We start from the raw sequence: 20,941 nt of genomic DNA on the forward strand, positions 1-20,941 counted from the left end.
GGGAGCCTGTCCGCATGACTCGCACGCCCGGCTCCCACGCGCCCGGAGGCGTCCCGGACGGGCAGCCGGCGGAGCCGCTCCGGTCGGCGGTGACCCGCGTCGACGCCACGACGAGCACGGTGCGGCTGGGCGACCGGACGTGGCAGCGCACCAGCGGAACGCTGCACGGCGTCATCGACCCACGTGAGCGGGTGGCCGGCCTGGCCGGGCTTCCCGCCGACGAGCACGGCCGGCACTCCTACCGCGTGGAGTTCGAGGTCCTCGCGCCCGGCGGCGCCGGCGACCTGGTGCTCGTCGACATGGAGAACCGGGGGCGCCCGGCGACGCTGCTCGCGCTGGAGCAGCTGTCCCTCGCCACCGCCGACAGCACCCCGACGGGCGCGGTGTACCCGCCGGGCCGGGGCGTCGGTTTCCTCGCCGAGCAGGACCTCGGCTACGCCCGCGTGCAGTGGGAGGCAGGCATCGCCGCCGGCGTGCCGGCCTCCGCGCAGGGGGTGGGGGAGGTGGTCGTCCGCGACTTCGGCCGGCTGCTGACCGGCGCGGCGGAGGAGCCGGACACCGGCGGCGCCGGCTCGCTGCCGCGGTTCGGCGCCGCGATGCTCACCGGGATCAGCCAGAGCGCCTGGTTCGTGACCACGTTCGTCGCCGAGGGCTTCAACGTCGACCCGCGGTCGGGTGACCGGGTCTACGCCGCCGCGCTGGCCGTCTCCGGCACGGGCAACTGGCTGGCGATCAACCAGCTGGCGGGGGAGGAGGAGCAGCGGCCCTACCTCCTCGAGCACGGCGTGCCGCTGGCCTACGAGCAGGTGCTCATCCGCGGCGACGCCGACCCGCTGTACGTCGACGTCGCCACCTACACCGACTACTACCGGCTGCGGGCGAGCGTCACCGCGCATGCGGACCGGGCCGCCGGCGTCCACCGGTACGACTGGCCGGCTCCGCACGCCGGGCCGGGCTATCCCGATGCGCTGGTGTTCGGCGCGCTCGGCTGCAACGGCGGCGTCGAGGTGCCGCGGAACCCGATCGCCTACGACCCCTACCTCCGCACGCTCGTCGCCCGCCTCGCCGACGTCGTCCGGAGCCCCGCGGCCGCCGGCGCGCCGGGGCTGCCCGCCTCCGCGGTGTTCGACCTGGTCGCCCCCGTGCCGGCCGCGGACGTGAACGCGCTGCCCGGCGTGGAGCTGCTCGTCCCCGCGGTCGACGACGACACCGCGCAGCCGCTGGGTGGCGTGCGGTTCCCCGATGCCGTGGTCCCGCTGGGCCGGCCCGTGCCCGTGGCACTCGGTCCCGTGGGCACGTCCTCCATCACCGACGTGTGCGGCAACTGGGGCGGGTGGCAGCCGTTCACCGCCGAGGAGCTGCACGAGCGCTACGGCGACGTCGACGGTTACCTGGCCCGGTACGCCGCCGCGCTCGACGAGCAGATCGACGCCGGATACCTCCGTGCCGCGGAGCGCGGGCGGATGCTCCGGCGGGCCCGTGCGGCCTTCGTCGCGACGGGGGCCTGACCGCCTCGCCCGCGGCCGTCGGAAGGCGGTGGCTGCCCGATCCGGGAACTCGGCGGGTGTCCGGCGCGTTCTGCCCGCGGTGGCTACGCTCGTCGAGCGAGCCCTTGGAGGGGAGTATCCCCGCGCGGCGAGGTCGTCAGTACGGGGTCCCGTGACCCCCGGCCCGCCGGCCGTCACCCAGGTGATGGTGGGAGAGACCTCCGGTAGCTGTCTTCACCAGTACTCCGGAGGTTTCTGCGTTCATGGATGTTCCTTTCTGGGTGTGGGCTGTCACGGTCGGCGCGATCGTGGGCATGCTCGTCTTCGACTTCTACGGCCACGTGCGCACCCCGCACGCGCCGACGCTGCGTGAGTCGGCCACGTGGTCGGCCATCTACGTGGGGATCGCGGTCGCCTTCGGGCTGCTGATCCTGGTGTTCTACGGGGGCACCTTCGGCGGCGAGTACTTCGCCGGTTACATCACCGAGAAGAGCCTGTCGGTCGACAACCTCTTCGTCTTCGTGCTGATCATGGCGAGCTTCGCCGTCCCGCGGGCCCTCCAGCAGAAGGTGCTGCTGTTCGGCATCGCCTTCGCCCTCGTCCTGCGCACGATCTTCATCTTCATCGGCGCGGCGGCCATCGAGAACTTCAGCTGGGTCTTCTACATCTTCGGCGGGTTCCTGATCTACACCGCATGGGCGCAGGCGCGCAGCGGCGGGCACGACGACGAGGAGGAGTTCAAGGAGAACTTCTTCCTGCGGCTCACGCGCAAGGCCGTCCCGACGACGGACGAGTACCACAGCGACCGGATGCTGACCAAGCTCAACGGCAAGCGGTACATCACCCCGCTGGCCATCGCCCTCGTAGCCATCGGCAGCGCCGACATCTTGTTCGCCGTCGACTCCATCCCCGCGATCTTCGGTCTGACGCAGGAGACGTACCTGGTGTTCACGGCCAACGCGTTCGCGCTGCTGGGCCTGCGCCAGCTGTTCTTCCTCATCGACGGTCTGCTCGACCGGCTGGTCTACCTGGCCTACGGGCTGGCGGTCATCCTCGGCTTCATCGGCGTCAAGCTGCTGATCCACGCGCTGCACACCAACGAGCTGCCGTTCCTCAACGGCGGCGAGCACATCACGGCGATCCCGGAGATCCCGACCTGGCTGTCCCTGACCGTCATCCTGGTGACCCTGCTCATCACCACGCTCGCCAGCCTGGCCAAGAACAAGCGGGACCGGGAGCTGGGCCTCGTCAGCCCGACGGGGGCCGCCGACCCCGGTGCGGACGCCGCTGGACGGCACGTGTCCGGGCCCGGCGAGCGCGAGCCCGGCGTCGGCCGCGCCGAGGGGCCGCCGCAGCCGACGTCGGCGCCGGTCACGCCGGCGGACCGGTCGACCGAGAACTGATCGTCGGCAGACGGCGGTGCGGCTCGTCCAGTGACGAGTGTCACCGCCGTCTGCCTCCCGGTCGCCGGGCGGGTGGGCGGACCACTCCGTAGCGTTCCCGCCCGTGGAAATCCCCGTCTGGTTCGAGGTCGCGACGTTCGTGGGCCTCACGGTCCTCCTGCTCGGAGACCTCGCGATCGTCGCCCGCCGCCCGCACGAGCCCTCCGTCCGCGAGGCGAGCCTGTGGGTGAGCTTCTACGTGGGGCTGGCGCTGGTCTTCGGCGTCGTGCTGCTCGCCTTCACGAACGGGACCTACGCGACGGAGTTCTACGCCGGCTGGCTGACCGAGTACTCGCTCTCGGTGGACAACCTCTTCGTCTTCGTGATCATCATGGCCCGCTTCCAGGTGCCCCGGCACCTGCAGCAGGAAGCCCTGATGGTCGGCATCATCATCGCGCTCGTCCTGCGCGGCGTGTTCATCCTGCTGGGCGCCGCGGTGATCGAGCGCTTCACCTGGGTGTTCTACATCTTCGGCGCCTTCCTCGTGTACACGGCGATCAACCTGGTCCGGCACCGTGGCGAGGACGAGGACTACGAGGAGAACGCCTTCATCGGCCGCATGCGCAAGGTGCTGCCGATGACGGAGGACTTCCGGGGCGCCAAGGTGCGGGTCACCGAGAACGGCACGAAGCTCTGGACGCCGATGATCATCGTCTTCCTGGCACTGGGGACGACGGACCTGCTCTTCGCGCTGGACAGCATCCCGGCGATCTTCGGGCTCACCCAGGAGGCGTTCATCGTCTTCACCGCGAACGTGTTCGCGCTGATGGGCCTGCGGCAGCTGTACTTCCTGCTCGGCGGCCTGCTCAAGCGGCTGGTCTACCTGTCGATCGGCCTGGCCGTGATTCTCGCCTTCATCGGCGTGAAGCTGGTCATGGAGGCCCTGCACACCAACGAGCTGCCGTTCATCAACGGCGGCGAGCACATCGACGCGGTGCCGGAGATCCCGATCTGGCTGTCGCTCTCGATCATCCTGGGCGTGCTGCTGGTCGCCACGATCGCCAGCCTGCTCCGGACGCGCGGGCAGCTGGCCACCCCGGGCGCTCCCGACCTCGACGCCGCCACCGCGCAGGCGGTGCCCACCGGCGGGCCGGAGTCCGCGGCGGCCGCCGAGAGGCTGCTCGCCGACCAGCAGGACGAGGACGCCGTCCGCCGGTGACCGCCGGCGGAACAGACGCCGGCCGGGCAGGGTTGACCGGTTCTCGTGGGTGAGCGGACGGACGCGGGCCGGGTGGCCGCGCTCGTCGGGCTGCTCTTCGGCCTCGCCGGGATGGGCAGCGCGGCCGTGGCCGTCACCCTCCCGGCGATCGCGGCCGACCTCGACCTCACCACCGGTGGCGTCTCCTGGGTCATCAGCCTCTACGCGCTGATGCTCGCGGTGGCCACGGCCGTCTACGGCCGCGCCGCCGACCTCGCGGGCATCCGCCTGCCGCTGCTCATCGGCATCGGCCTGATGGCCGGCAGCGCGGTCCTCGGCTGCCTCGCGCCGAGCATCGAGGTGCTGCTCGCCGCCCGGGTGCTGCAGGGCATGGGCGCGGCCGCGGTGCCGGTGCTCGGCATGGCCATCGTCAGCGCGCGCTACGACGGCGCCGTCCGGACCACCGCGCTCGGCCATGTCGCGGGCACGGCGGCCGCCGTGAGCGCGCTCGGGCCCCTGGCCGGCGGCCTGGTCGCCGACCTGATCGGCTGGCGGGCGGTCGTGGCGCTCCCCGCCCTCGGGCTCCTGGTCGTCCCCGCGCTGTGGCGGGCCCTGCCGACCCAGGGCACCGGCGCCCGGCTCGACCTCCTGGGCGCCGTCCTCGTGGCCGGGACGGCGGCGGGGCTGGTGCTGCTCGTGCAGTCGCCGGCCTCAGGCGTCGTCGTGGCGACAGCGGGTGCCCTGCTGCTGGTCCTCGGTGTCCCCGCGGTCGCGGCCTGGGTGCGCCGCCGGCCGGAGGGCTTCCTGCCGCGCCGCGTCATCCGCGAACCCGTCGTCGTCCGCAGCGCGCTGGCCGCCTCGGCGGTGCCGGCGGCCTGGTTCGCGCTGCTGATCGCCGTCCCCGCCGTCCTCGCGCTGCGCGGGTGGACGCCGCTCGAGGTCGGGCTGGCGCTGGTGCCCAGCGCCGTCACCGGTTTCCTCGCGCCGCGACTGGCCGGGCCCCTGCTCGCGCGCCTCGGGCCGGCCCGCTCGCTCGTCGTCTCCGACGTCACCGCCGCGGTGGCCCTGGCCGTCGCCGCCCTGGGTGCGGCGCGCGGGTCGGCCGCGATCCTGGTGACGGCGGTCGTGCTCGTGACGCTGGCGTTCGGCCTCGGGCAGCCGGCCCTCATGGCCGCTGTGGGCGACGCCGTCCCGGCCGACGTCCGGGGCGTGGCACTCGGCATCGCCACGCTCGTCTTCCTCGTCGGCGGCGGTGTGGGCTCCGCCGTCGTCGGGGGAGTGGGTGAGGTCCTGGGCGTGGATCGCAGCCTGCTGCTGCTCGCGGCGCTGCCGCTGCTCGGCAGCCTGGCCCTGGTGAGCACGATCCGCGCGGCGCGGATCCCGTCCTGAGCCGCCCGGCGTCCGCGGGGAGGGCACGGCCGGGCGCGCGGCCCGCACGGACTAGCGTCGAGGCTCATGCGCCCTGACGACCTCGCGCTGCTGCGCACCCCGGGCGTGCCCACCGTCTCGCCGGACGGCCGGATGGCGGTCGTCGCGGTGGAGCGGCTCGATCTCGAGGCCGACGAGTACCGCGGCCAGCTCTGGGCGGTCCCCACCGACGGCTCGGCACCGGCCCGGCCGATCAGCGCCGGTCACCGGGACAGTGCCCCGGTGTTCTCCCCGGACGGCCGATGGCTGGCCTACCTGGGCGCGGAGCGGGGCGGGAAGCCGCAGATCTGGCTGCTGGCCACCGCCGGGGGCGAGCCGCGCAGGCTCACCGAGCACGCCCTGGGGGCCGGGCGGCCGGTCTGGTCGCCGGACTCCCGGCGGCTGGCCTACGTCGCCCGCGTCCCCGAGCACGACCGGTACGGCACGGCCGAGGGGATCGGACCCGAGGCCGAGCCGCCGCGGCTGATCACGACGCTGCAGTACCGCGAGGACGGCGTCGGGTTCGTGGCCGACCGGCGGCGTCAGGTCTTCGTCCTGGACCTGCCGTCCTCGCTGCACGACGACGCTGCCCCGCTGCCCGAGCCGGTGCAGCTCACCTCCGGGGACGCCGACTGCGCCGACGCCACCTGGCGCGCCGACGGCGACGCGCTCGCGTTCGTCTCCGCCCGGCACCCGCGCGCCGACCGCGACCTGGTGCGCGACGTGTACGAGATCGGCGTCGACGGCAGCGGCCTGCGCCGGGTGACGGCCACGAGCGGCGACTGCGCCGGTCCGGTGTACGCCCCCGACGGCACGCTGGTCGTGACCGCCGTCCCCGACCTGGGACCCGAGGGCGTCGACTTCGTCGCCCGGCAGGCGGTGCCGTGCCGCGTCGGTCCGGACGGCGCCCTGCACCCGCTGCTGGACGCCGAGCACGACCACCGGGGCGACGAGACCCCCGGGACCGTGCTGGCCGGCGACGCCGTCCTCGTCGGGATCCAGCGGCGCGGAGCGGTCGAGCTGCTGCGCGTCCCGCTGGACGGCGCGGCGCCGGAGGTGCTCGTCGACGGCCGGTTCACCGTGCGCGGCATCGCGGCCGGGGCCGGCGTCGTCGTCGCCACCGTGGCCCACGACCGCTCGGCCGGCGAGCTGATCGCGCTCACCGGGGGAGAGCGTCGGCTGCTCACCGCGTTCGGCCGTCCGCTGGGCGCCACCGGACGGGTGCACCGGATGCGCGAGCGCACCGCCACGGCGCCCGACGGCTATCCGGTGCACGGCTGGGTGACCGCACCCGCCGGGCCGGGGCCGCACCCGGTGCTGCTGATGGTGCACGGCGGTCCGTTCGCCCAGTACGGCTGGACGCTGTTCGACGAGACCCAGGTGCTCGTCTCGGCGGGGTACGCCGTGGTGCAGTGCAATCCGCGCGGGTCGTCCGGCTACGGGGCGGCGCACGGGCGCGCCATCCGCGGTGCTCTGGGCACGGTGGACGCCGACGACGTGCTCGCGTTCCTCGACGCGGCGCTCGCCGATCCGGCGCTGGACGCCGAGCGGGTGGGGATCCTGGGCGGCTCGTACGGCGGCTACCTGACCACCCTGCTGATCGGTCGCACGAGCCGGTTCGCCGCGGCGATCAGCGAGCGGGCGTTCCTCGACCCGGTCAGCTTCGTCGGCTCGTCGGACATCGGCTGGGTCTTCCCCGACCAGTACGTCGGCACCGACCCCACCCGGATCGCCGCGCAGAGCGCGCTCGCCGGGGCCGGCGCGATCACGACGCCGACGCTGGTGATCCACTCCGAGGAGGACTGGCGCTGCCCGGTCGAGCAGGGCGCCCGTCTCTACGTGGAACTGAAGCGGCGCGGGGTCCCCTCGGAGCTGCTGCTCTTCCCGGGCGAGGGGCACGAGCTGTCCCGGTCCGGCCGGCCGAAGCACCGCCTGGCGCGCTTCGAGCACGTGCTGCGGTGGTGGGCCCGCTGGCTCCCCATCGATGCGGAGGCCGAGCACCCGGACGGGTGGCCGGCTCGCCCCGACCACTGACGTCGGCCAGGATGCCCGTCGGGGGAAGGAAGGAGGCCGCGCGCCCGTGGCTCAGATCCCCGCCGAGGACCAGGAGTCGGCCGCCCGGCGCTGGTACCGCTCCCTGCCCCGCACCACGAAGCGCGTCGTGGCGGCCGGCCTGGTCGCCGGCTGGCTGGCGCTCTGGTACGTCAGCATGTACGCGCTGGACGGCTGGCTGGACGACGAGGGTCCGGACTGGACCGCCCCCGTGCCCGGGATGGTCGGCGGCCTGGCGGGGATCGGCGGAGTGCTCTGGTGGCAGCGCCGGCGCATGGGCAGCTTCCGGCGCATGGGCGAGTACGAGCGGGCGCTGAAGCGTGGCCGACTGTCCGACGACGCCGATCCCGCCGAGTGGGGCCCGCTGCTCCAGCGTGCCCAGCGGTTCCAACGCGGGGCCCGGCCCCTCGCCGTGGGCGTCACCGCCCTCTCGGCGGTGGTCGTCGTCGTCCTGATGCTGTGGGTCGGCCTCGGGTGGGGCATCGCTTCCGCTGCGGCGGGAGTGGGAGCCGTCGCGGTCGCCGTCGTGGAGGTCAGCAGCCGGCGGCAGACGGCGCGCATCGACCGGCTCGCCGCCCAGCTTCCGGCCGACCACGCACAGCGGGCCGGCCCCCGCTCAGCCGACGGGAGCTGACCCGCCCGGTACGTCGAGGGTCCGCACCACCCGGGCCGGATTGCCGACGGCGACGACGCCCGCAGGCAGGTCCTTCGTGACGACCGCGCCGGCACCCACCACGGTGTTCGCCCCGATGGTGACGCCGGGCAGCACGATCGCACCGCCGCCGAGCCAGACGTTGTCGCCGATGGTGATGGGCGCAGCCGCCTCCCACTTCTGCCGGCGGGCCTCGGGCTCGACCGGGTGGGTCGGGGTCAGCAGCTGGACGTTCGGCCCGAACTGCACGTCGTCACCGATGGTGATCCGCCCGACGTCGAGGGCGACCAGGCCGAAGTTCGCGAAGCAGCGGGCGCCGACAGTGATGTTGGAGCCGTAGTCGACGTGCAGCGGGGGACGGAGCTCGGTGCCCTCGCCGATCGAGCCCAGCAGCTGCTCGAGCAGCTTCCGGCGCGGCGGCGCCTGACGGACCGTCGTCGCGTTGTAGGCGGCGACGAGGTCCTGCGCACGGGAGCTCAGCTCGGCGAGCTCCGGATCGTCGGCGAGGTAGGGGTCGCCGGCCGCCATCCGCTCGCGCATCGAGCGGGTGTCCCCCTCGTTCCCGCCGGGAGTCATGGCGACCAGGCTAGGTGCACGGGCGCGGTGCGGGCGCCGCCCCTCTACGGTGAGGCATGGCGCTCATCTATCCGGTCCTGGCGGATGCTTCCGAACCCGACGAGGAGGCGCTGCCCGACTTCGCCGAGCTCGCCGCGGACCTCTCCGACCAGTGGCTGGTCGAGGTGACCGTCGGCGAGGACGGCGACGAGGGCTGCTTCGGCCCGCTCACGGCCCGGGCCGCCTGGGACCTCGCGGTGGGCGTGGACCAGCGTCGTCCCGAGTGGAACGTGTCGATCCTGCCGCTGTACCTGCCGGGCACCCCCGACGAGCTGGCGGCCGCCTTCGACGACGACGACGCCTGACGGCCGGCGCGACGGCTCACCAGCCGCGGGCGCGCCACTCCGGGAGGGACGGCCGCTCGGCGCCCAGCGTCGTGTCGCCGCCGTGCCCGGGGTAGACCCACGTCTCGTCCGGCAGGGCACCGAACAGCCGCTCCTCGACGTCGTCGATCAGGCTGGTGAACCGGGCTGCGTCCTGCTGCGTGTTGCCCACGCCGCCCGGGAACAGTCGAACGCCGGTGAAGAGGTCGCCCTGAGCGGCCCATTGAGGGCGGCCTGCGCTGTGCCCCGGTCGGCGTCGCGCGGGACCCCAGAGCCTCGAAAAAGGTGCAGCACATGGGATGCTGACGATCATGGTGCCTGTGGACCCGACGGTTGACCTGCGCAGGTTCGACGTCTTCCCGTTTCCCTTGGCAACGGGGGTCCACTGGACAGACAAGGGCTTCGAGATCGACTTGATGGTCGTCACCGACGTGCATGACTCCGGGTATTCGTCGATGCCGATAGCGTCACACACCGTTGCATACAGCAGCGGACGTCCTCCGGAGACTCCAGCGGAGTTGGAGGCTGCCTTGCGCGAGGCTTGGGTTGCCTTCGCCAGGAGACTTGCCCGAGCGCTTGGCGAGTAGGAGGGGGGACCCCGGCTGAACGTCGGGGCTAGGCCCCCCGCGCCCAGAAGCCGCCTTCAGGGCGACTTACCAGCCGCGCTCGCGCCACTCGGACAGGTGCGGCCGTTCCGCGCCGAGCGTGCTGTCCTTCCCGTGACCCGGGTAGAACCACGTCGCGTCGTCAAGGCGCCCGAAGATCCGCTCCTCCAGGTCGTCGATCAGCGAGTTGAAGTCCTTCGGACTTGTTGTCCGCCCTGCGCCACCGGGGAAGAGGCTGTCCCCGGTGAAGACGTGCGTGCCGCCGCCGCGCCAGACCAGGGCGATGCTGCCGGGCGTGTGGCCACGCAGGTGCACGACCTCGAGCACCTGGTCGCCGACGGCGACCGTGTCGCCGTGCTCCACCGGCCGCTCCACCGGCACGGGCAGGTCCGCCGCGTCGGCCGGGTGCGCGACGGTGACCGCTCCGGTGGCGGCGACGACCTCGGGCAGCGCGCGGTGGTGGTCCCAGTGCCCGTGCGTGGTGACGACGGTGCGCAGCGGGGCGTCGCCGACCAGCGCCAGCAGCGCCTCGGGCTCGGCCGCGGCATCGATCAGCAGCGCCTCGCCGGTGGCCGTGCAGGTGAGCAGGTAGGCGTTGTTCGCCATCTCGCTGACGGCCAGCTTGCGGATGGTCAGCCCGGGCAGTTCCCGGACGTCGGGCGCTCCACCGACCTCGACGTCCCCGGTGTACGAGCTCATCTCCGGCCTCCGTTCGAAAAGTGTCGGCGTGCGCCGCTACGGTCCTGGCATGGACGCTAGCGGAGGTCCCGGGCTGCCCCCGATCGTTCTGCGGGCCGGGAACGGGTCGACGGGACGGCCGGTGCCCTGGGCCGGTGAGCTCGACGGGCCGAGCGACCCCTCGCTGGTCGGTCTGCCGGCCGCCGAGATCGCCGCCCGCGTGCGCACGGGGGAGATCACCGCCGTCGACGTGGTGCGGGCGCACCTCGACCACATCGAGGCCGTCGACGCCCGGGTCGGCGCCTTCCGCGTCGTCCGGCGGGACGCCGCACTGGCCGAGGCCGCCGCCGTCGACGCCAGCCTGACCCGCTTCGCGCTCCCGCTGGCCGGGGTGCCCGTCGCGATCAAGGACAACGTCGCCGTCGCGGGGGAGACGTGCACCGACGGGTCGCCGGCCCGCCACAGCGAGCCCGAGCGCAGGGACCACGCGGTGGTGAGCCGGCTGCGCAGGGCGGGCGCCGTCGTCGTCGGCATCACCCGCGCGCCGGAGCTGTGCCTCTACGCCGCCACCGACGGCCCGGGTGCGGTGACCCGCAACCCGTGGGACACCGCGCTCTCCCCGGCGGGGAGCTCCGGTGGCAGCGCCGCGGCCGTCTCCGCGGGCATGGTCCCGATCGCCCACGGCAACGACGGCATGGGGTCGCTGCGGCTGCCGGCCGCGGCGTGCGGCCTGGTCACCCTGAAGCCCGGCCGTGGCGTGGTCCCCGGCGGCATCGGTGCCGACGACTGGTCGGGCATGGCGGTCAACGGCGCGCTCGCGACCACCGTGGCCGACCTGGCGCTCGCGCACGCCGTCCTGGCGGGGGAGACGCCGGCAGTCCCCGAGGCCCCGGAGCGGCCGCTGCGCATCGCGGTGAGCACCCGCTCGCCGGTGCCCGGCGTGAGCGCGGACGCCGCCACGCGGGCGGCGGTCGACGCCGTCGTGGCCGAGCTCGAGGCCGCCGGCCACACGGTGCTGCGGCGCAACCCCCCGATCACCCCGGGCGCCGCGGCCGGGGCGCTCGTCCGCTGGATGGCCGGCGCCGAGGACGACGCCGCGTTCCTGGGCATCGACCGCTCCGAGCTGCAGCCGCGCAGCCGCACCCATGCCCGGCTGGGCCGGCTGGTCCGCCGTCTGGGTCTGGTGCGGCCGCGCACCCAGGAGCGGTTCCGCGCGCGGATGGTGGAGTTCTTCGACGACGTCGACCTGCTGCTCACCCCGGTCACCACCGGGCCACCGCTGCCCGCCCGCCTCTGGCACGAGCGCTCGTTCCTCGCCAACATCTCGGCCAACGCCCGCTGGGCGCCCTGGACGGCGGCGTGGAACCTCGCCGGTCTCCCCGCCGCCGTGCTGCCGGGTGCCGGCCGCCCCGCCGGGCCCCCCGCCGCCGTCCAGTTCGTCGGCCCCCCGGGTGCGGAGGGGCGACTACTCTGGCTGGCCGGAGAGCTGGAGCGCCGGCTCCCGTGGCGCCGGTACGCGCCCGTCTTCGACCCCACCGCGCCGGCGACCACCGGCACCTGAGAGCGGCCCCCGAGCACGGCGGACGGGCGCAGCTCACACCGCGCGGCGGACGACCACGACGGGTGCGGGCGTTGCACCCAGCAGTCCGGCGGCGTCCCCGGCACGGCCGCGGCAGCACCAGCACCAGCGACATCCACCAGCGACCGACAGGGATCACATGGACCGGCTCGTCGTCCGCGGCGCCCGAGAGCACAACCTCAAGGACGTCCACCTCGACCTCCCCCGTGACGCGCTCATCGTGTTCACGGGCCTCTCCGGCTCCGGGAAGTCGAGCCTCGCCTTCGACACGATCTTCGCCGAGGGCCAGCGCCGGTACGTGGAGTCGCTGTCGGCCTACGCCCGCCAGTTCCTCGGCCAGATGGACAAGCCCGACGTCGACTTCATCGAGGGCCTGTCCCCGGCGGTGTCGATCGACCAGAAGTCGACCAACCGCAACCCGCGGTCGACCGTCGGCACGATCACCGAGGTCTACGACTACCTGCGCCTGCTCTACGCCCGCGCCGGCCAGCCGCACTGCCCCAACTGCGGCAAGCCGATCTCCCGGCAGACGCCGCAGCAGATCGTGGACCAGGTGCTCGCCATGGAGGAGGGCACCCGCTTCCAGGTGCTGGCCCCCGTCGTCCGGGCCCGCAAGGGCGAGTACGTCGACCTGTTCAGCTCCCTGCAGACGCAGGGCTTCTCGCGCGTCCGCGTCGACGGCACGGTGCACCCGCTGACCGAGCCACCGAAGCTCAAGAAGCAGGAGAAGCACTCGATCGAGGTCATCGTCGACCGGCTCACCGTCAAGGAGAGCTCCAAGCGTCGGCTGACCGACTCGGTGGAGACCGCGCTGGGGCTGGCCGGCGGTCTCGTCGTCCTGGAGTTCGTCGACCTGCCCGACGACGACCCGGAGCGGGAGCGGACCTTCTCCGAGCACCTCGCCTGCGTCGACGACGGGCTGTCGTTCGAGGCGCTGGAGCCGCGCTCGTTTTCCTTCAACTCGCCGTTCGGCGCCTGCGGTGAGTGCACCGGCATCGGCACCCGCAAGGAGGTCGACCCCGAGCTCGTCGTCCCCGATCCGGAGAAGAGCCTCAGCCAGGGGGCGATCGCGCCGTGGTCGAGCTCGATGAGCAACGAGTACTTCACCCGGCTGCTCACCGGCCTGTCCCAGCAGATCGGCTTCTCCATGGACGAGCCGTGGGAGCGGCTGCCGGCCAAGGTGCAGAAGGCGATCCTGCACGGCTCGCCCGACCAGGTGCACGTCCGCTACAAGAACCGCTACGGCCGCGAGCGCAGCTACTACGCCGCCTTCGAGGGCGTGCTGCCCTTCCTCGAGCGCCGGCACGACGACACCGACAGCGACTACATGCGGGACAAGTACGAGGGCTACATGCGCGACGTCCCGTGCCCCGTCTGCCACGGGACGCGGCTCAAGCCCGAGATCCTCGCGGTGAAGCTCAACGACCGGTCGATCGCCGAGGTCACCAACCTCTCCATCGGCGAGGCCTCGCAGTGGCTGGGCGTCCTGGAGCTGGGGGAGCGGGAGAAGGCGATCGCCGACCGCGTGCTCCGCGAGATCCAGGCGCGGCTGTCGTTCCTGGTCGACGTCGGCCTGGACTACCTGTCCCTGGACCGCCCCGCGGCGACGCTCGCGGGTGGCGAGGCCCAGCGCATCCGGCTGGCCACCCAGATCGGGTCGGGCCTGGTCGGCGTGCTGTACGTGCTCGACGAGCCGTCCATCGGCCTGCACCAGCGCGACAACACCCGGCTCATCGAGACGCTGGTGCGGCTGCGCGACATGGGCAACACGCTGATCGTCGTCGAGCACGACGAGGACACCATCAAGGTGGCCGACTGGGTGGTCGACATCGGCCCGGGCGCCGGCGAGCACGGCGGCGAGGTCGTGGTCAGCGGCACCGTCGCCGACCTCCTGGCCAGCGAGCGGTCGCTCACGGGTCAGTACCTCTCGGGCCGGAAGTCGATCGTGATCCCGGAGAAGCGCCGGGAGCTGACGCCGGGCCGCGAGCTGGTGGTCAAGGGTGCCCGCGAGAACAACCTGCGCGGCATCGACGTGACGTTCCCGCTGGGCGTGCTGGTGGCCGTCACCGGTGTGTCCGGCTCGGGCAAGTCCACCCTGGTCAACGACATCCTCTACACGACCCTGGCCAACCAGTTGAACCGTGCGCGCATGGTCGCCGGGCGGCACCGCACCATCACCGGGCTGGACCAGCTCGACAAGGTCGTGCACGTCGACCAGTCGCCGATCGGCCGCACCCCTCGGTCGAACCCGGCCACCTACACCGGTGTGTGGGACCAGGTACGCAAGCTGTTCGCGCAGACGACCGAGGCGAAGATGCGCGGGTACCTCCCGGGGCGCTTCTCCTTCAACGTCAAGGGCGGGCGCTGCGAGGCGTGCTCCGGCGACGGCACGCTGAAGATCGAGATGAACTTCCTGCCGGACGTCTACGTGCCCTGCGAGGTGTGCAAGGGGGCCCGGTTCAACCGGGAGACCCTCGAGGTGCACTACAAGGGCAAGACGGTCGCCGAGGTCCTCGACATGCCGATCGAGGAGGCCGCCGACTTCTTCGCCGCCATCCCGGCGATCGCGCGGTACCTGCGCACGCTCACCGAGGTCGGGCTGGGATACGTCCGCCTGGGGCAGCCGGCGACGACGCTGTCCGGTGGCGAGGCGCAGCGGGTGAAGCTCGCCAGCGAGCTGCAGAAGCGGTCCAACGGGCGCAGCATCTACGTCCTCGACGAGCCGACCACCGGCCTGCACTTCGAGGACATCCGCAAGCTGCTGGTGGTGCTGCAGGGCCTGGTGGACAAGGGCAACTCGGTCATCGTCATCGAGCACAACCTCGACGTGATCAAGAGCGCCGACTGGCTGATCGACATGGGGCCCGAGGGCGGGTTCCGCGGCGGCACGGTCGTCGCCGAGGGGTCGCCGGAGCTCGTGGCCACCGTGCCCGAGAGCCACACCGGCCGGTACCTCGCCAAGATCCTCGACCCGGAGGTCGTCGCCGCTGCCGGTGCGCCGAAGAAGAGGACCCGCAAGAAGGCCAGCTGATCGGTCGAGGGGTGGGCGGTCCCCGCCCCTCGACGTCAGGCCGGCGGCGCAGGGGCCGGCTCGGGGGACCAGTCGATCCGCGCGGCCTGGCCCCGGAGACGTGCCCCGAACGCGGGGTCGATCGAGGCGGCCCACGCCACCCGTCCGAGCACGTGGTCCCGGAACGTCGCGGGATCGCGGTCCCGCACCTGGGTGGTCCAGCCCCGGGTCGCGCAGTTGTGCAGCAGCGCCCTGAGCGCGTCGCGCTCCGTCCTCGGCAGGGTCGGACGGACGTTCACCACCGTGCCCAGCACCGCCTGCCGCCCGGCCGACGACGTCGATCGGGTCTTCGGACGGTTCAGCCGGAAACCCTCCTCGACGATGATCTCCGCGGCCAGCTGCTCGAAGCGGCCGCGGTCGATCCCCGCATCGCCGCTGAAGGTCAGGTCGTCGACGTACCGGGTGTAGGCAGCTCCGAAAGAGGCCGCCAGCCCGGCGAGCCGGCGGTCGAGCCGGAAGCAGACCAGGTTCGCCAGCGCCGGTGACGTCGGGGCGCCCTGCGGGAGGTGCGGTACGGCCAGCCGCCGGCCCAGCCGCTGGTGGCGCTCGACGTCGTCGGGCACCGGCACCCGCTGCCAGACCGCCAGCGGGACCACGGTGGTCACCAGGCCCGTCACCGTGTGCGCCACCGGCTCGGGGAGGCCGCCCACCGACCTCAGCACCCCGTGCACCCGCTCGGCGGCGATGCTCGCGAAGAACGCCTCCAGGTCCAGCTGCAGCACCCGCGCGGCCCCAGCATGCGGGGTCACCGCCGTCCGCACCGAGCGCCCGGGCACGCATCCGTGCGCGGCCCCGTGCACGGTCAGCGGTCCGATCACGTGCCGGAGCAGTCGTCGCTGCGCCTCCTTCAACCGCGGCTTGGGCGCCGCGAGCAGCCGGCCTCCGACCGTCGTCCACCGGTAGTGCCGCAACGGCTGGTCCACCGTGCGTTCCAGCCGGTGGGTGTCGGCGAACCACGCCAGCTCACCGGCGTCGAGGTCGAGCAGCCCGGCCAGCGCTGCCAGGTCCGGGAGGGCGGCGACCCCGTACGGATGCCGGACGAGCGCGGTGGGCGTCGGCTGCCACCGGACGATCCGTGGCCGTGGCACGCCGGTCCACGCCCGCGTCCAGCCTGCCGTCGTTCGGACGAAGGCGGTCAGCTCCCGCGGCCGGTCCACCGGGGGGTCCCGATAGGCCGCGAGCACCTCGCCGACCAGCGTGCCGACCCACCGGGGGGCGCGGGCGAGCCCGAGGGCGACGGCGGTGCGACGGACCATCTCCGGTCGTCGCCACCGGCCGGCCAGTAGCGCGGTCGCGATGCCCGCTGCGGTGCCGGCCGTCCGGCGCTCGGTCGGTGCCGTCACGGGTGGGATGCGCGCCGGGGCAGCCAGCCAGCCCCTGGACGAGGCGCCATCAGGTGCGCGGAGCGCACGGCCTGGCGGGTGACGAGATGCTCGGGAACGATGCGATCCCCGGGGTTTCCCCGGGAGAACCGGTCTCCACCGGTCGTCCTGCCTGCCCCGACGCGCACCCGGCCACCGTAGGGGGTGGCGGCGTGCCGAGCACGGCTCCTGCACATCCCGGCCGGCCCCCGGGTCAGCCGGCCAGGTGCGGCCGGACCGGTGGCCGGTGGTCCACCACCTCGACGAGCGTCCCGCCGGCCGGGTCCGGGACCCGGCCGGCGGCCAGGTCGGCCGTCACCGAGGCGAGCACCCGCGCCGCCGCCTCGGCCCCGGTCGCGTGCCACCGGGCCCACCGCCGGAACCGCCCCCGGGCGACCAGTTCGACCTCCCACGTCCCCGACCTCGGCGTGCCGAGGCGGGCCAGTGCGCTGCGGACCAGTGCCGGGCCCGCCTCCGTGACCACCCAGAAGGTGGTGCCCGGTCGGTACCAATGGCGCCGGAACTCCGCCAGTTCCGCGTCGACGGGGTCGCTGATCGGTGCGGCGGGCTCCCGCACGTCGGTGAGCGCCGACGCCGTCAGCGGCCCCGGATACCGCCCCAGCGCCGCGTCCAGCCGCCGGCGCAACCGGTCGGCATCCGGGCCCGGGTGCGGAGGCGCCGTCCCGGCTCCGCGGACGTGCCGCGCGCGCACCCTCCACCCGGCACCCCACTGGTCGGTGACCGTCCGCCGCACCGCAGATCTCCGTCGTCGTCGTCGAGGACGCGAGCATGCCGCGATGCGGCCGGCGGTGGATCCGTTGTCCACAGGCCTGTGGGCCTCGGCCCTCGCGACGACCGGGGCGCCCGGCGTCCCGTCCCGCCCAGCAGCAGGTATCCGGGAGTCCGAGGCTGGGGGCTCCGTCGGGTCGGCTGCGGTGTTGACGTCGTCGCAGACTCGAGTCGGACCTCGCACGCGACCGACCACCTCTCGCAGGGAGCCCCCTTGGACCTCACCGGCAACGTCGTCATCGTCACCGGATCCAGCAGCGGCATCGGCGAAGCCGTCGCCCGCAGGCTGTCGACCGCGGGCGCCCGCATCGTCGTCAACTCCGCCTCCTCCGTCGACGCCGGCGAACGGTTGGCCGGCGAGCTGGCGGACGCCTGCTACCTGCAGGGGGACATCTCCGAGCCGGGCACGGCACGTGCACTGGTCGAGGCGGCCCGGGACCGCTGGGGACGGCTCGACGGGCTGGTCAACAACGCCGCGGTCACGGCCGACGTCGCGCTCGCGGACATCGACGGCGTCACGGTCGACCACTGGAACCGCGTGCTCGGCGTCAACGTCGTCGGGACCTTCCTCGTGTCGCAGGCCGCGCTCCCGTTGCTGCGTGCCGCCGACGACGGGTGGATCATCAACATCACCTCGATCGCCGGCATCCGCCAGACGGGCAGCTCGCTGCCGTACGCCGTGTCGAAGGCGGCCGTCGACCACCTCACGACGATCCTCGCGAAGCACGCCGGCGGCGGAGTCCGGGTCAACGCGGTGGCACCCGGCCTCGTGGCGACGCCGTGGACCGAGACCTGGGACCAGGTCAAGGAGGGCGTCTCGGCGATGGCTCCGTTGAAGCGGGTGGCCACGCCCGACGACATCGCGGATGCCTGCGTCGGGCTCATCGGCGCCCGCTACGCCACCGGCCAGACCCTGCTCGTCGACGGCGGGCTCGGCCTCGTGCTCTGACCGCGCGCGGCAGAGGGGCTCAGGGCGTGAACCGGTAGCCCGTGCCGGGTCGGGACGACGAGGCCCGGGAGCTGGGCGCGGACGGCTGACGTCGGCCGGCTTGTGATCGAGGTCACGCGGCACTACTCTGCTTGTGACAGACGTCACTGAGGGCTGCACTGCGGCCCGCGAGGAGGCCGCGATGAGCGCACTCACGCCCGACTGCGACCCCGACATGAGCCACTGCGGACAGCCGTGGCAGGGGAAGAGTGGCCCCGGGGCGACCGTCCTCTCCGTCGCCGTGCTGGTCACCATCCTCGGCGTCTCGCTGGCCGTCGTGGCCACGCGCGCCGTCTCCGACGCGTTCGACTTCGCCGCGGTGCCCATCGCGGTGATCGCGGCCGTGTCACTGGTCCGCCGGGTCGCCCGCTCGGCCGCTCCCCGGGCGAAGGCCCTCGCCGCCAGGGTGCCGACGACCGTCGCCGTGCGCCGCTCGCAGCCCGTCGGCTGACCGCTCGGACCCACCCCGTTCCCGCCGGCACCGGGGCACGCAGGACGTGCCCCGCTCCCGCTTGTCCGGATCCGCTGTGACGGTTGTGACGCCCGTGCCCCGGCCCGGGCGGCCTGTCACCCTCTCGACCTAATCTGGACCCATGGCCGACCCCTCGACGTACCGCCCGGCGGTCGGCTCGATCCCCGAGAGCCCCGGGGTCTACAAGTTCCGCGACCCGAACGGCCGCGTCATCTACGTCGGCAAGGCCAAGAGCCTGCGGCAGCGGCTGAACAGCTACTTCGCCGACGTCGCCGGCCTCCATCCCCGGACGCGGCAGATGGTCACCACCGCGGCCGCCGTGGAGTGGACCGTCGTCGGCACCGAGGTCGAGGCCCTCCAGCTCGAGTACAACTGGATCAAGGAGTTCGACCCCCGGTTCAACGTCCGCTACCGCGACGACAAGAGCTACCCGTCGCTGGCCGTGACGCTGAACGAGGAGTTCCCGCGGCTGCAGGTCATGCGCGGGCCCAAGAAGAAGGGCGTCCGCTACTTCGGGCCCTACGCCCACGCCTGGGCCATCCGCGAGACCCTCGACACCCTCACCCGGGTCTTCCCCGCCCGCACCTGCTCCACCGGCGTCTTCAAGCGGGCCGGCCAGATCGGCCGGCCCTGCCTGCTCGGGTACATCGGCAAGTGCGCCGCGCCCTGCGTCGGCCGGGTCAGCGCCGACGAGCACCGCGCCATCGTCGACGACTTCTGCGACTTCATGGCCGGCCGCACCGAGTCGATGATGAAGCGGCTCGAGCGGGAGATGGCGGCCGCGTCGGAGGACCTGGAGTTCGAGAAGGCCGCGCGGCTCCGCGACGACCTGGGGGCGTTGCGGCGGGCGATGGAGAAGCAGGCCGTCGTCCTCGGTGACGGCACGGACGCCGACGTCGTCGCCTTCGCCCAGGACGAGCTGGAGGCGGCGGTCCAGGTCTTCCACGTCCGGGGCGGGCGGGTGCGCGGCCAGCGGGGCTGGATCGTCGACAAGGTCGAGGCGGTCACCACCGGGGAACTGGTCGAGCAGTTCCTGCTGCAGGTCTACGGCGGCGTCGACGAGCAGACCGGCGTCGGCGAGGCCGGGGAGGCCGTCCCGCGGGAGGTGCTCGTGCCCGAGCTCCCCGACGACGCGGATGTGTACATCGAGCTGCTCGAGGAGCTCCGGGGCGGCAAGGTGTCGCTGCGGGTTCCGCAACGCGGTGACAAGCGCAGCCTGCTCGAGACCGTCGAGCGCAACGCGAAGGAGGCGTTCGCCCGGCACCGGGTGAAGCGCGCCAGCGACCTCACCGCCCGGTCCCTCGCGCTCAGCGAGCTGCAGGAGGCTCTGGAGCTGCCCGACGCCCCGCTGCGCATCGAGTGCATCGACATCAGCCACGTCCAGGGCACCAACGTGGTGGCCAGCATGGTGGTCTTCGAGGACGGCCTGGCCAAGAAGTCCGACTACCGCCGCTTCTCCGTCACGAACGGAACCGACGACACCGCGGCGATGGCCGAGGTCGTGCGCCGCCGCTTCGCCCGGCACCTCAAGGACGAGCAGGACCGGCGGGACGAGCAGGGGGTCGCCGCGGAGGAGGGGCGGCCGCGCCGCTTCGCCTACCCGCCGAACCTGCTCGTCGTCGACGGTGGCGCCCCGCAGGTCGCCGCCGCGGCCCGCTCGCTGGACGAGCTCGGCGTCGTCGACGTCGCGGTCTGCGGCCTGGCCAAGCGCATGGAGGAGGTCTGGCTCCCCGGCGACAGCGACCCGGTGATCCTGCCCCGCACCTCCGAGGCGCTCTACCTGCTGCAGCGGGTGCGGGACGAGGCGCACCGGTTCGCGATCACGTACCACCGGCAGAAGCGGTCCACCACGATGCTGGTCTCCCTGCTGGATGACGTCCCCGGACTCGGGGAGTCGCGACGGAAGGCGCTCATGAAGGAGTTCGGTTCGCTCAAGCGGCTGCGTGCCGCCACCGTGGAGGAGCTCATGGCCGTGCCGGGCATCGGGCGGCGCACCGCCGAGGCGGTGCAGGCGGCGATCGCCGAGCCGGCCGACCCGACCGGTGCGGCCGCCGACGCCGACCCGGCGCTGGAGACCACCACGGCGCCCCAGGGCCCGGCCGTCCGGGGCAGGCCGCGGGCCGGGTCCGGACGCACCGCCGAGGTCGGCCGGGTGGCGTCGTGAGCGAGCGTGCGAGCGAACGAATGTGCACAGCAGCGCCGGTCACGCGGCCGACGAGCGCCGGCGAGGAGGACTCGTGAGCGAGCTTGCGAGCGAACGAATGTGCACAGCAGCGCCGGTCA

The 20,941-nt window shown here is 73.5% G+C and carries 18 protein-coding genes; 13 read left to right on the forward strand and 5 right to left on the reverse strand.

Annotated features, from left to right (window positions below):
* Positions 1–14 precede the first annotated feature (14 nt).
* The 6 genes from ACI793_RS16895 (at position 15) to ACI793_RS16920 (ending at position 8,160) form a co-directional block, all read left to right on the forward strand.
* Positions 15–1,508: an alpha/beta hydrolase domain-containing protein gene (locus ACI793_RS16895; protein WP_456607535.1), complete on the forward strand. Its 1,494-nt coding sequence runs from the start codon at positions 15–17 to the stop codon at positions 1,506–1,508.
* Positions 1,509–1,750: 242 nt separating this feature from the next.
* Positions 1,751–2,890: a TerC family protein gene (locus tag ACI793_RS16900; protein WP_456607536.1), complete on the forward strand. Its 1,140-nt coding sequence runs from the start codon at positions 1,751–1,753 to the stop codon at positions 2,888–2,890.
* A gap of 103 nt (positions 2,891–2,993) precedes the next feature.
* Entirely contained in the window at positions 2,994–4,088 is a 1,095-nt protein-coding gene (locus ACI793_RS16905; protein WP_456607537.1) for a TerC family protein, read from the forward strand.
* 45 nt (positions 4,089–4,133) lie between these two features.
* On the forward strand, positions 4,134–5,456 hold the full coding sequence (locus ACI793_RS16910) for an MFS transporter (protein ID WP_456607538.1): 1,323 nt from the start codon (positions 4,134–4,136) through the stop codon (positions 5,454–5,456).
* 66 nt (positions 5,457–5,522) lie between these two features.
* On the forward strand, positions 5,523–7,508 hold the full coding sequence (locus ACI793_RS16915) for a S9 family peptidase (RefSeq protein ID WP_456607539.1): 1,986 nt from the start codon (positions 5,523–5,525) through the stop codon (positions 7,506–7,508).
* A gap of 46 nt (positions 7,509–7,554) precedes the next feature.
* Complete coding sequence (locus ACI793_RS16920; protein ID WP_456607540.1) at positions 7,555–8,160, forward strand: hypothetical protein; 606 nt, start codon at positions 7,555–7,557, stop codon at positions 8,158–8,160.
* Here ACI793_RS16920 and ACI793_RS16925 read toward each other — a convergent pair.
* A complete protein-coding gene (locus tag ACI793_RS16925) occupies positions 8,143–8,754 on the reverse strand; it encodes a sugar O-acetyltransferase (RefSeq protein ID WP_456607541.1) in 612 nt (203 codons plus the stop codon). The two genes, ACI793_RS16920 and ACI793_RS16925, sit on opposite strands and share 18 nt — an antisense overlap.
* Positions 8,755–8,810: 56 nt before the next feature.
* Here ACI793_RS16925 and ACI793_RS16930 point away from each other — a divergent pair, with 56 nt between their 5' ends.
* Positions 8,811–9,098 (forward strand): hypothetical protein, encoded by a 288-nt coding sequence (locus ACI793_RS16930; protein ID WP_456607542.1) that lies wholly within the window; start codon positions 8,811–8,813, stop codon positions 9,096–9,098.
* A gap of 16 nt (positions 9,099–9,114) precedes the next feature.
* Here the strand turns inward: ACI793_RS16930 and ACI793_RS16935 are convergent, their stop codons facing one another.
* The gene (locus ACI793_RS16935; protein WP_456607543.1) at positions 9,115–9,288 is read right to left on the reverse strand and encodes a hypothetical protein; all 174 of its coding nucleotides are present in this window, start codon (positions 9,286–9,288) and stop codon (positions 9,115–9,117) included.
* A 127-nt stretch (positions 9,289–9,415) separates the two neighbouring features.
* On the opposite strand from ACI793_RS16935, the gene ACI793_RS16940 reads away from it, so the two are divergent.
* Complete coding sequence (locus ACI793_RS16940; RefSeq protein WP_456607544.1) at positions 9,416–9,703, forward strand: hypothetical protein; 288 nt, start codon at positions 9,416–9,418, stop codon at positions 9,701–9,703.
* Positions 9,704–9,769: 66 nt separating this feature from the next.
* Here the strand turns inward: ACI793_RS16940 and ACI793_RS16945 are convergent, their stop codons facing one another.
* Positions 9,770–10,420: an MBL fold metallo-hydrolase gene (locus ACI793_RS16945; RefSeq protein ID WP_456607545.1), complete on the reverse strand. Its 651-nt coding sequence runs from the start codon at positions 10,418–10,420 to the stop codon at positions 9,770–9,772.
* A 49-nt stretch (positions 10,421–10,469) separates the two neighbouring features.
* Here ACI793_RS16945 and ACI793_RS16950 point away from each other — a divergent pair, with 49 nt between their 5' ends.
* Both ACI793_RS16950 and uvrA read left to right on the forward strand, forming a co-directional pair.
* Positions 10,470–11,960: an amidase gene (locus ACI793_RS16950; protein ID WP_456607546.1), complete on the forward strand. Its 1,491-nt coding sequence runs from the start codon at positions 10,470–10,472 to the stop codon at positions 11,958–11,960.
* Between the two features lie 157 nt (positions 11,961–12,117).
* Positions 12,118–15,009 (forward strand): excinuclease ABC subunit UvrA, encoded by a 2,892-nt coding sequence (gene uvrA, locus ACI793_RS16955; RefSeq protein ID WP_456607547.1) that lies wholly within the window; start codon positions 12,118–12,120, stop codon positions 15,007–15,009.
* A 35-nt stretch (positions 15,010–15,044) separates the two neighbouring features.
* Here the strand turns inward: uvrA and ACI793_RS16960 are convergent, their stop codons facing one another.
* A complete protein-coding gene (locus ACI793_RS16960) occupies positions 15,045–16,391 on the reverse strand; it encodes a reverse transcriptase family protein (RefSeq protein ID WP_456607548.1) in 1,347 nt (448 codons plus the stop codon).
* Positions 16,392–16,623: 232 nt separating this feature from the next.
* Complete coding sequence (locus ACI793_RS16965) at positions 16,624–17,163, reverse strand: hypothetical protein (protein ID WP_456607549.1); 540 nt, start codon at positions 17,161–17,163, stop codon at positions 16,624–16,626.
* A 249-nt stretch (positions 17,164–17,412) separates the two neighbouring features.
* Here ACI793_RS16965 and ACI793_RS16970 point away from each other — a divergent pair, with 249 nt between their 5' ends.
* The 3 genes from ACI793_RS16970 (at position 17,413) to uvrC (ending at position 20,822) form a co-directional block, all read left to right on the forward strand.
* A complete protein-coding gene (locus ACI793_RS16970) occupies positions 17,413–18,147 on the forward strand; it encodes an SDR family NAD(P)-dependent oxidoreductase (RefSeq protein ID WP_456607550.1) in 735 nt (244 codons plus the stop codon).
* A 181-nt stretch (positions 18,148–18,328) separates the two neighbouring features.
* Positions 18,329–18,637 carry a hypothetical protein gene (locus ACI793_RS16975; RefSeq protein ID WP_456607551.1) on the forward strand — a complete coding sequence of 103 codons (309 nt, stop codon included), beginning with the start codon at positions 18,329–18,331 and terminating at the stop codon, positions 18,635–18,637.
* A 142-nt stretch (positions 18,638–18,779) separates the two neighbouring features.
* Entirely contained in the window at positions 18,780–20,822 is a 2,043-nt protein-coding gene (gene uvrC, locus ACI793_RS16980) for an excinuclease ABC subunit UvrC (protein ID WP_456607552.1), read from the forward strand.
* Positions 20,823–20,941: the final 119 nt, after the last annotated feature.

The organism is Blastococcus sp. SYSU DS0617 (assembly GCF_054051075.1).

Bases quoted from the DNA above. Each gene is read 5' to 3' on its own strand.
- ACI793_RS16895 (WP_456607535.1), top strand. From the start codon at position 15: ATGACTCGCACGCCCGGCTCCCACGCGCCCGGAGGCGTCCCGGACGGG.
- ACI793_RS16900 (WP_456607536.1), top strand. From the start codon at position 1,751: ATGGATGTTCCTTTCTGGGTGTGGGCTGTCACGGTCGGCGCGATCGTG.
- ACI793_RS16915 (WP_456607539.1), top strand. From the start codon at position 5,523: ATGCGCCCTGACGACCTCGCGCTGCTGCGCACCCCGGGCGTGCCCACC.
- ACI793_RS16925 (WP_456607541.1), bottom strand. From the start codon at position 8,754: ATGACTCCCGGCGGGAACGAGGGGGACACCCGCTCGATGCGCGAGCGG.
- ACI793_RS16930 (WP_456607542.1), top strand. From the start codon at position 8,811: ATGGCGCTCATCTATCCGGTCCTGGCGGATGCTTCCGAACCCGACGAG.
- ACI793_RS16940 (WP_456607544.1), top strand. From the start codon at position 9,416: ATGCTGACGATCATGGTGCCTGTGGACCCGACGGTTGACCTGCGCAGG.
- ACI793_RS16945 (WP_456607545.1), bottom strand. From the start codon at position 10,420: ATGAGCTCGTACACCGGGGACGTCGAGGTCGGTGGAGCGCCCGACGTC.
- ACI793_RS16950 (WP_456607546.1), top strand. From the start codon at position 10,470: ATGGACGCTAGCGGAGGTCCCGGGCTGCCCCCGATCGTTCTGCGGGCC.
- uvrA (WP_456607547.1), top strand. From the start codon at position 12,118: ATGGACCGGCTCGTCGTCCGCGGCGCCCGAGAGCACAACCTCAAGGAC.
- ACI793_RS16975 (WP_456607551.1), top strand. From the start codon at position 18,329: ATGAGCGCACTCACGCCCGACTGCGACCCCGACATGAGCCACTGCGGA.
- uvrC (WP_456607552.1), top strand. From the start codon at position 18,780: ATGGCCGACCCCTCGACGTACCGCCCGGCGGTCGGCTCGATCCCCGAG.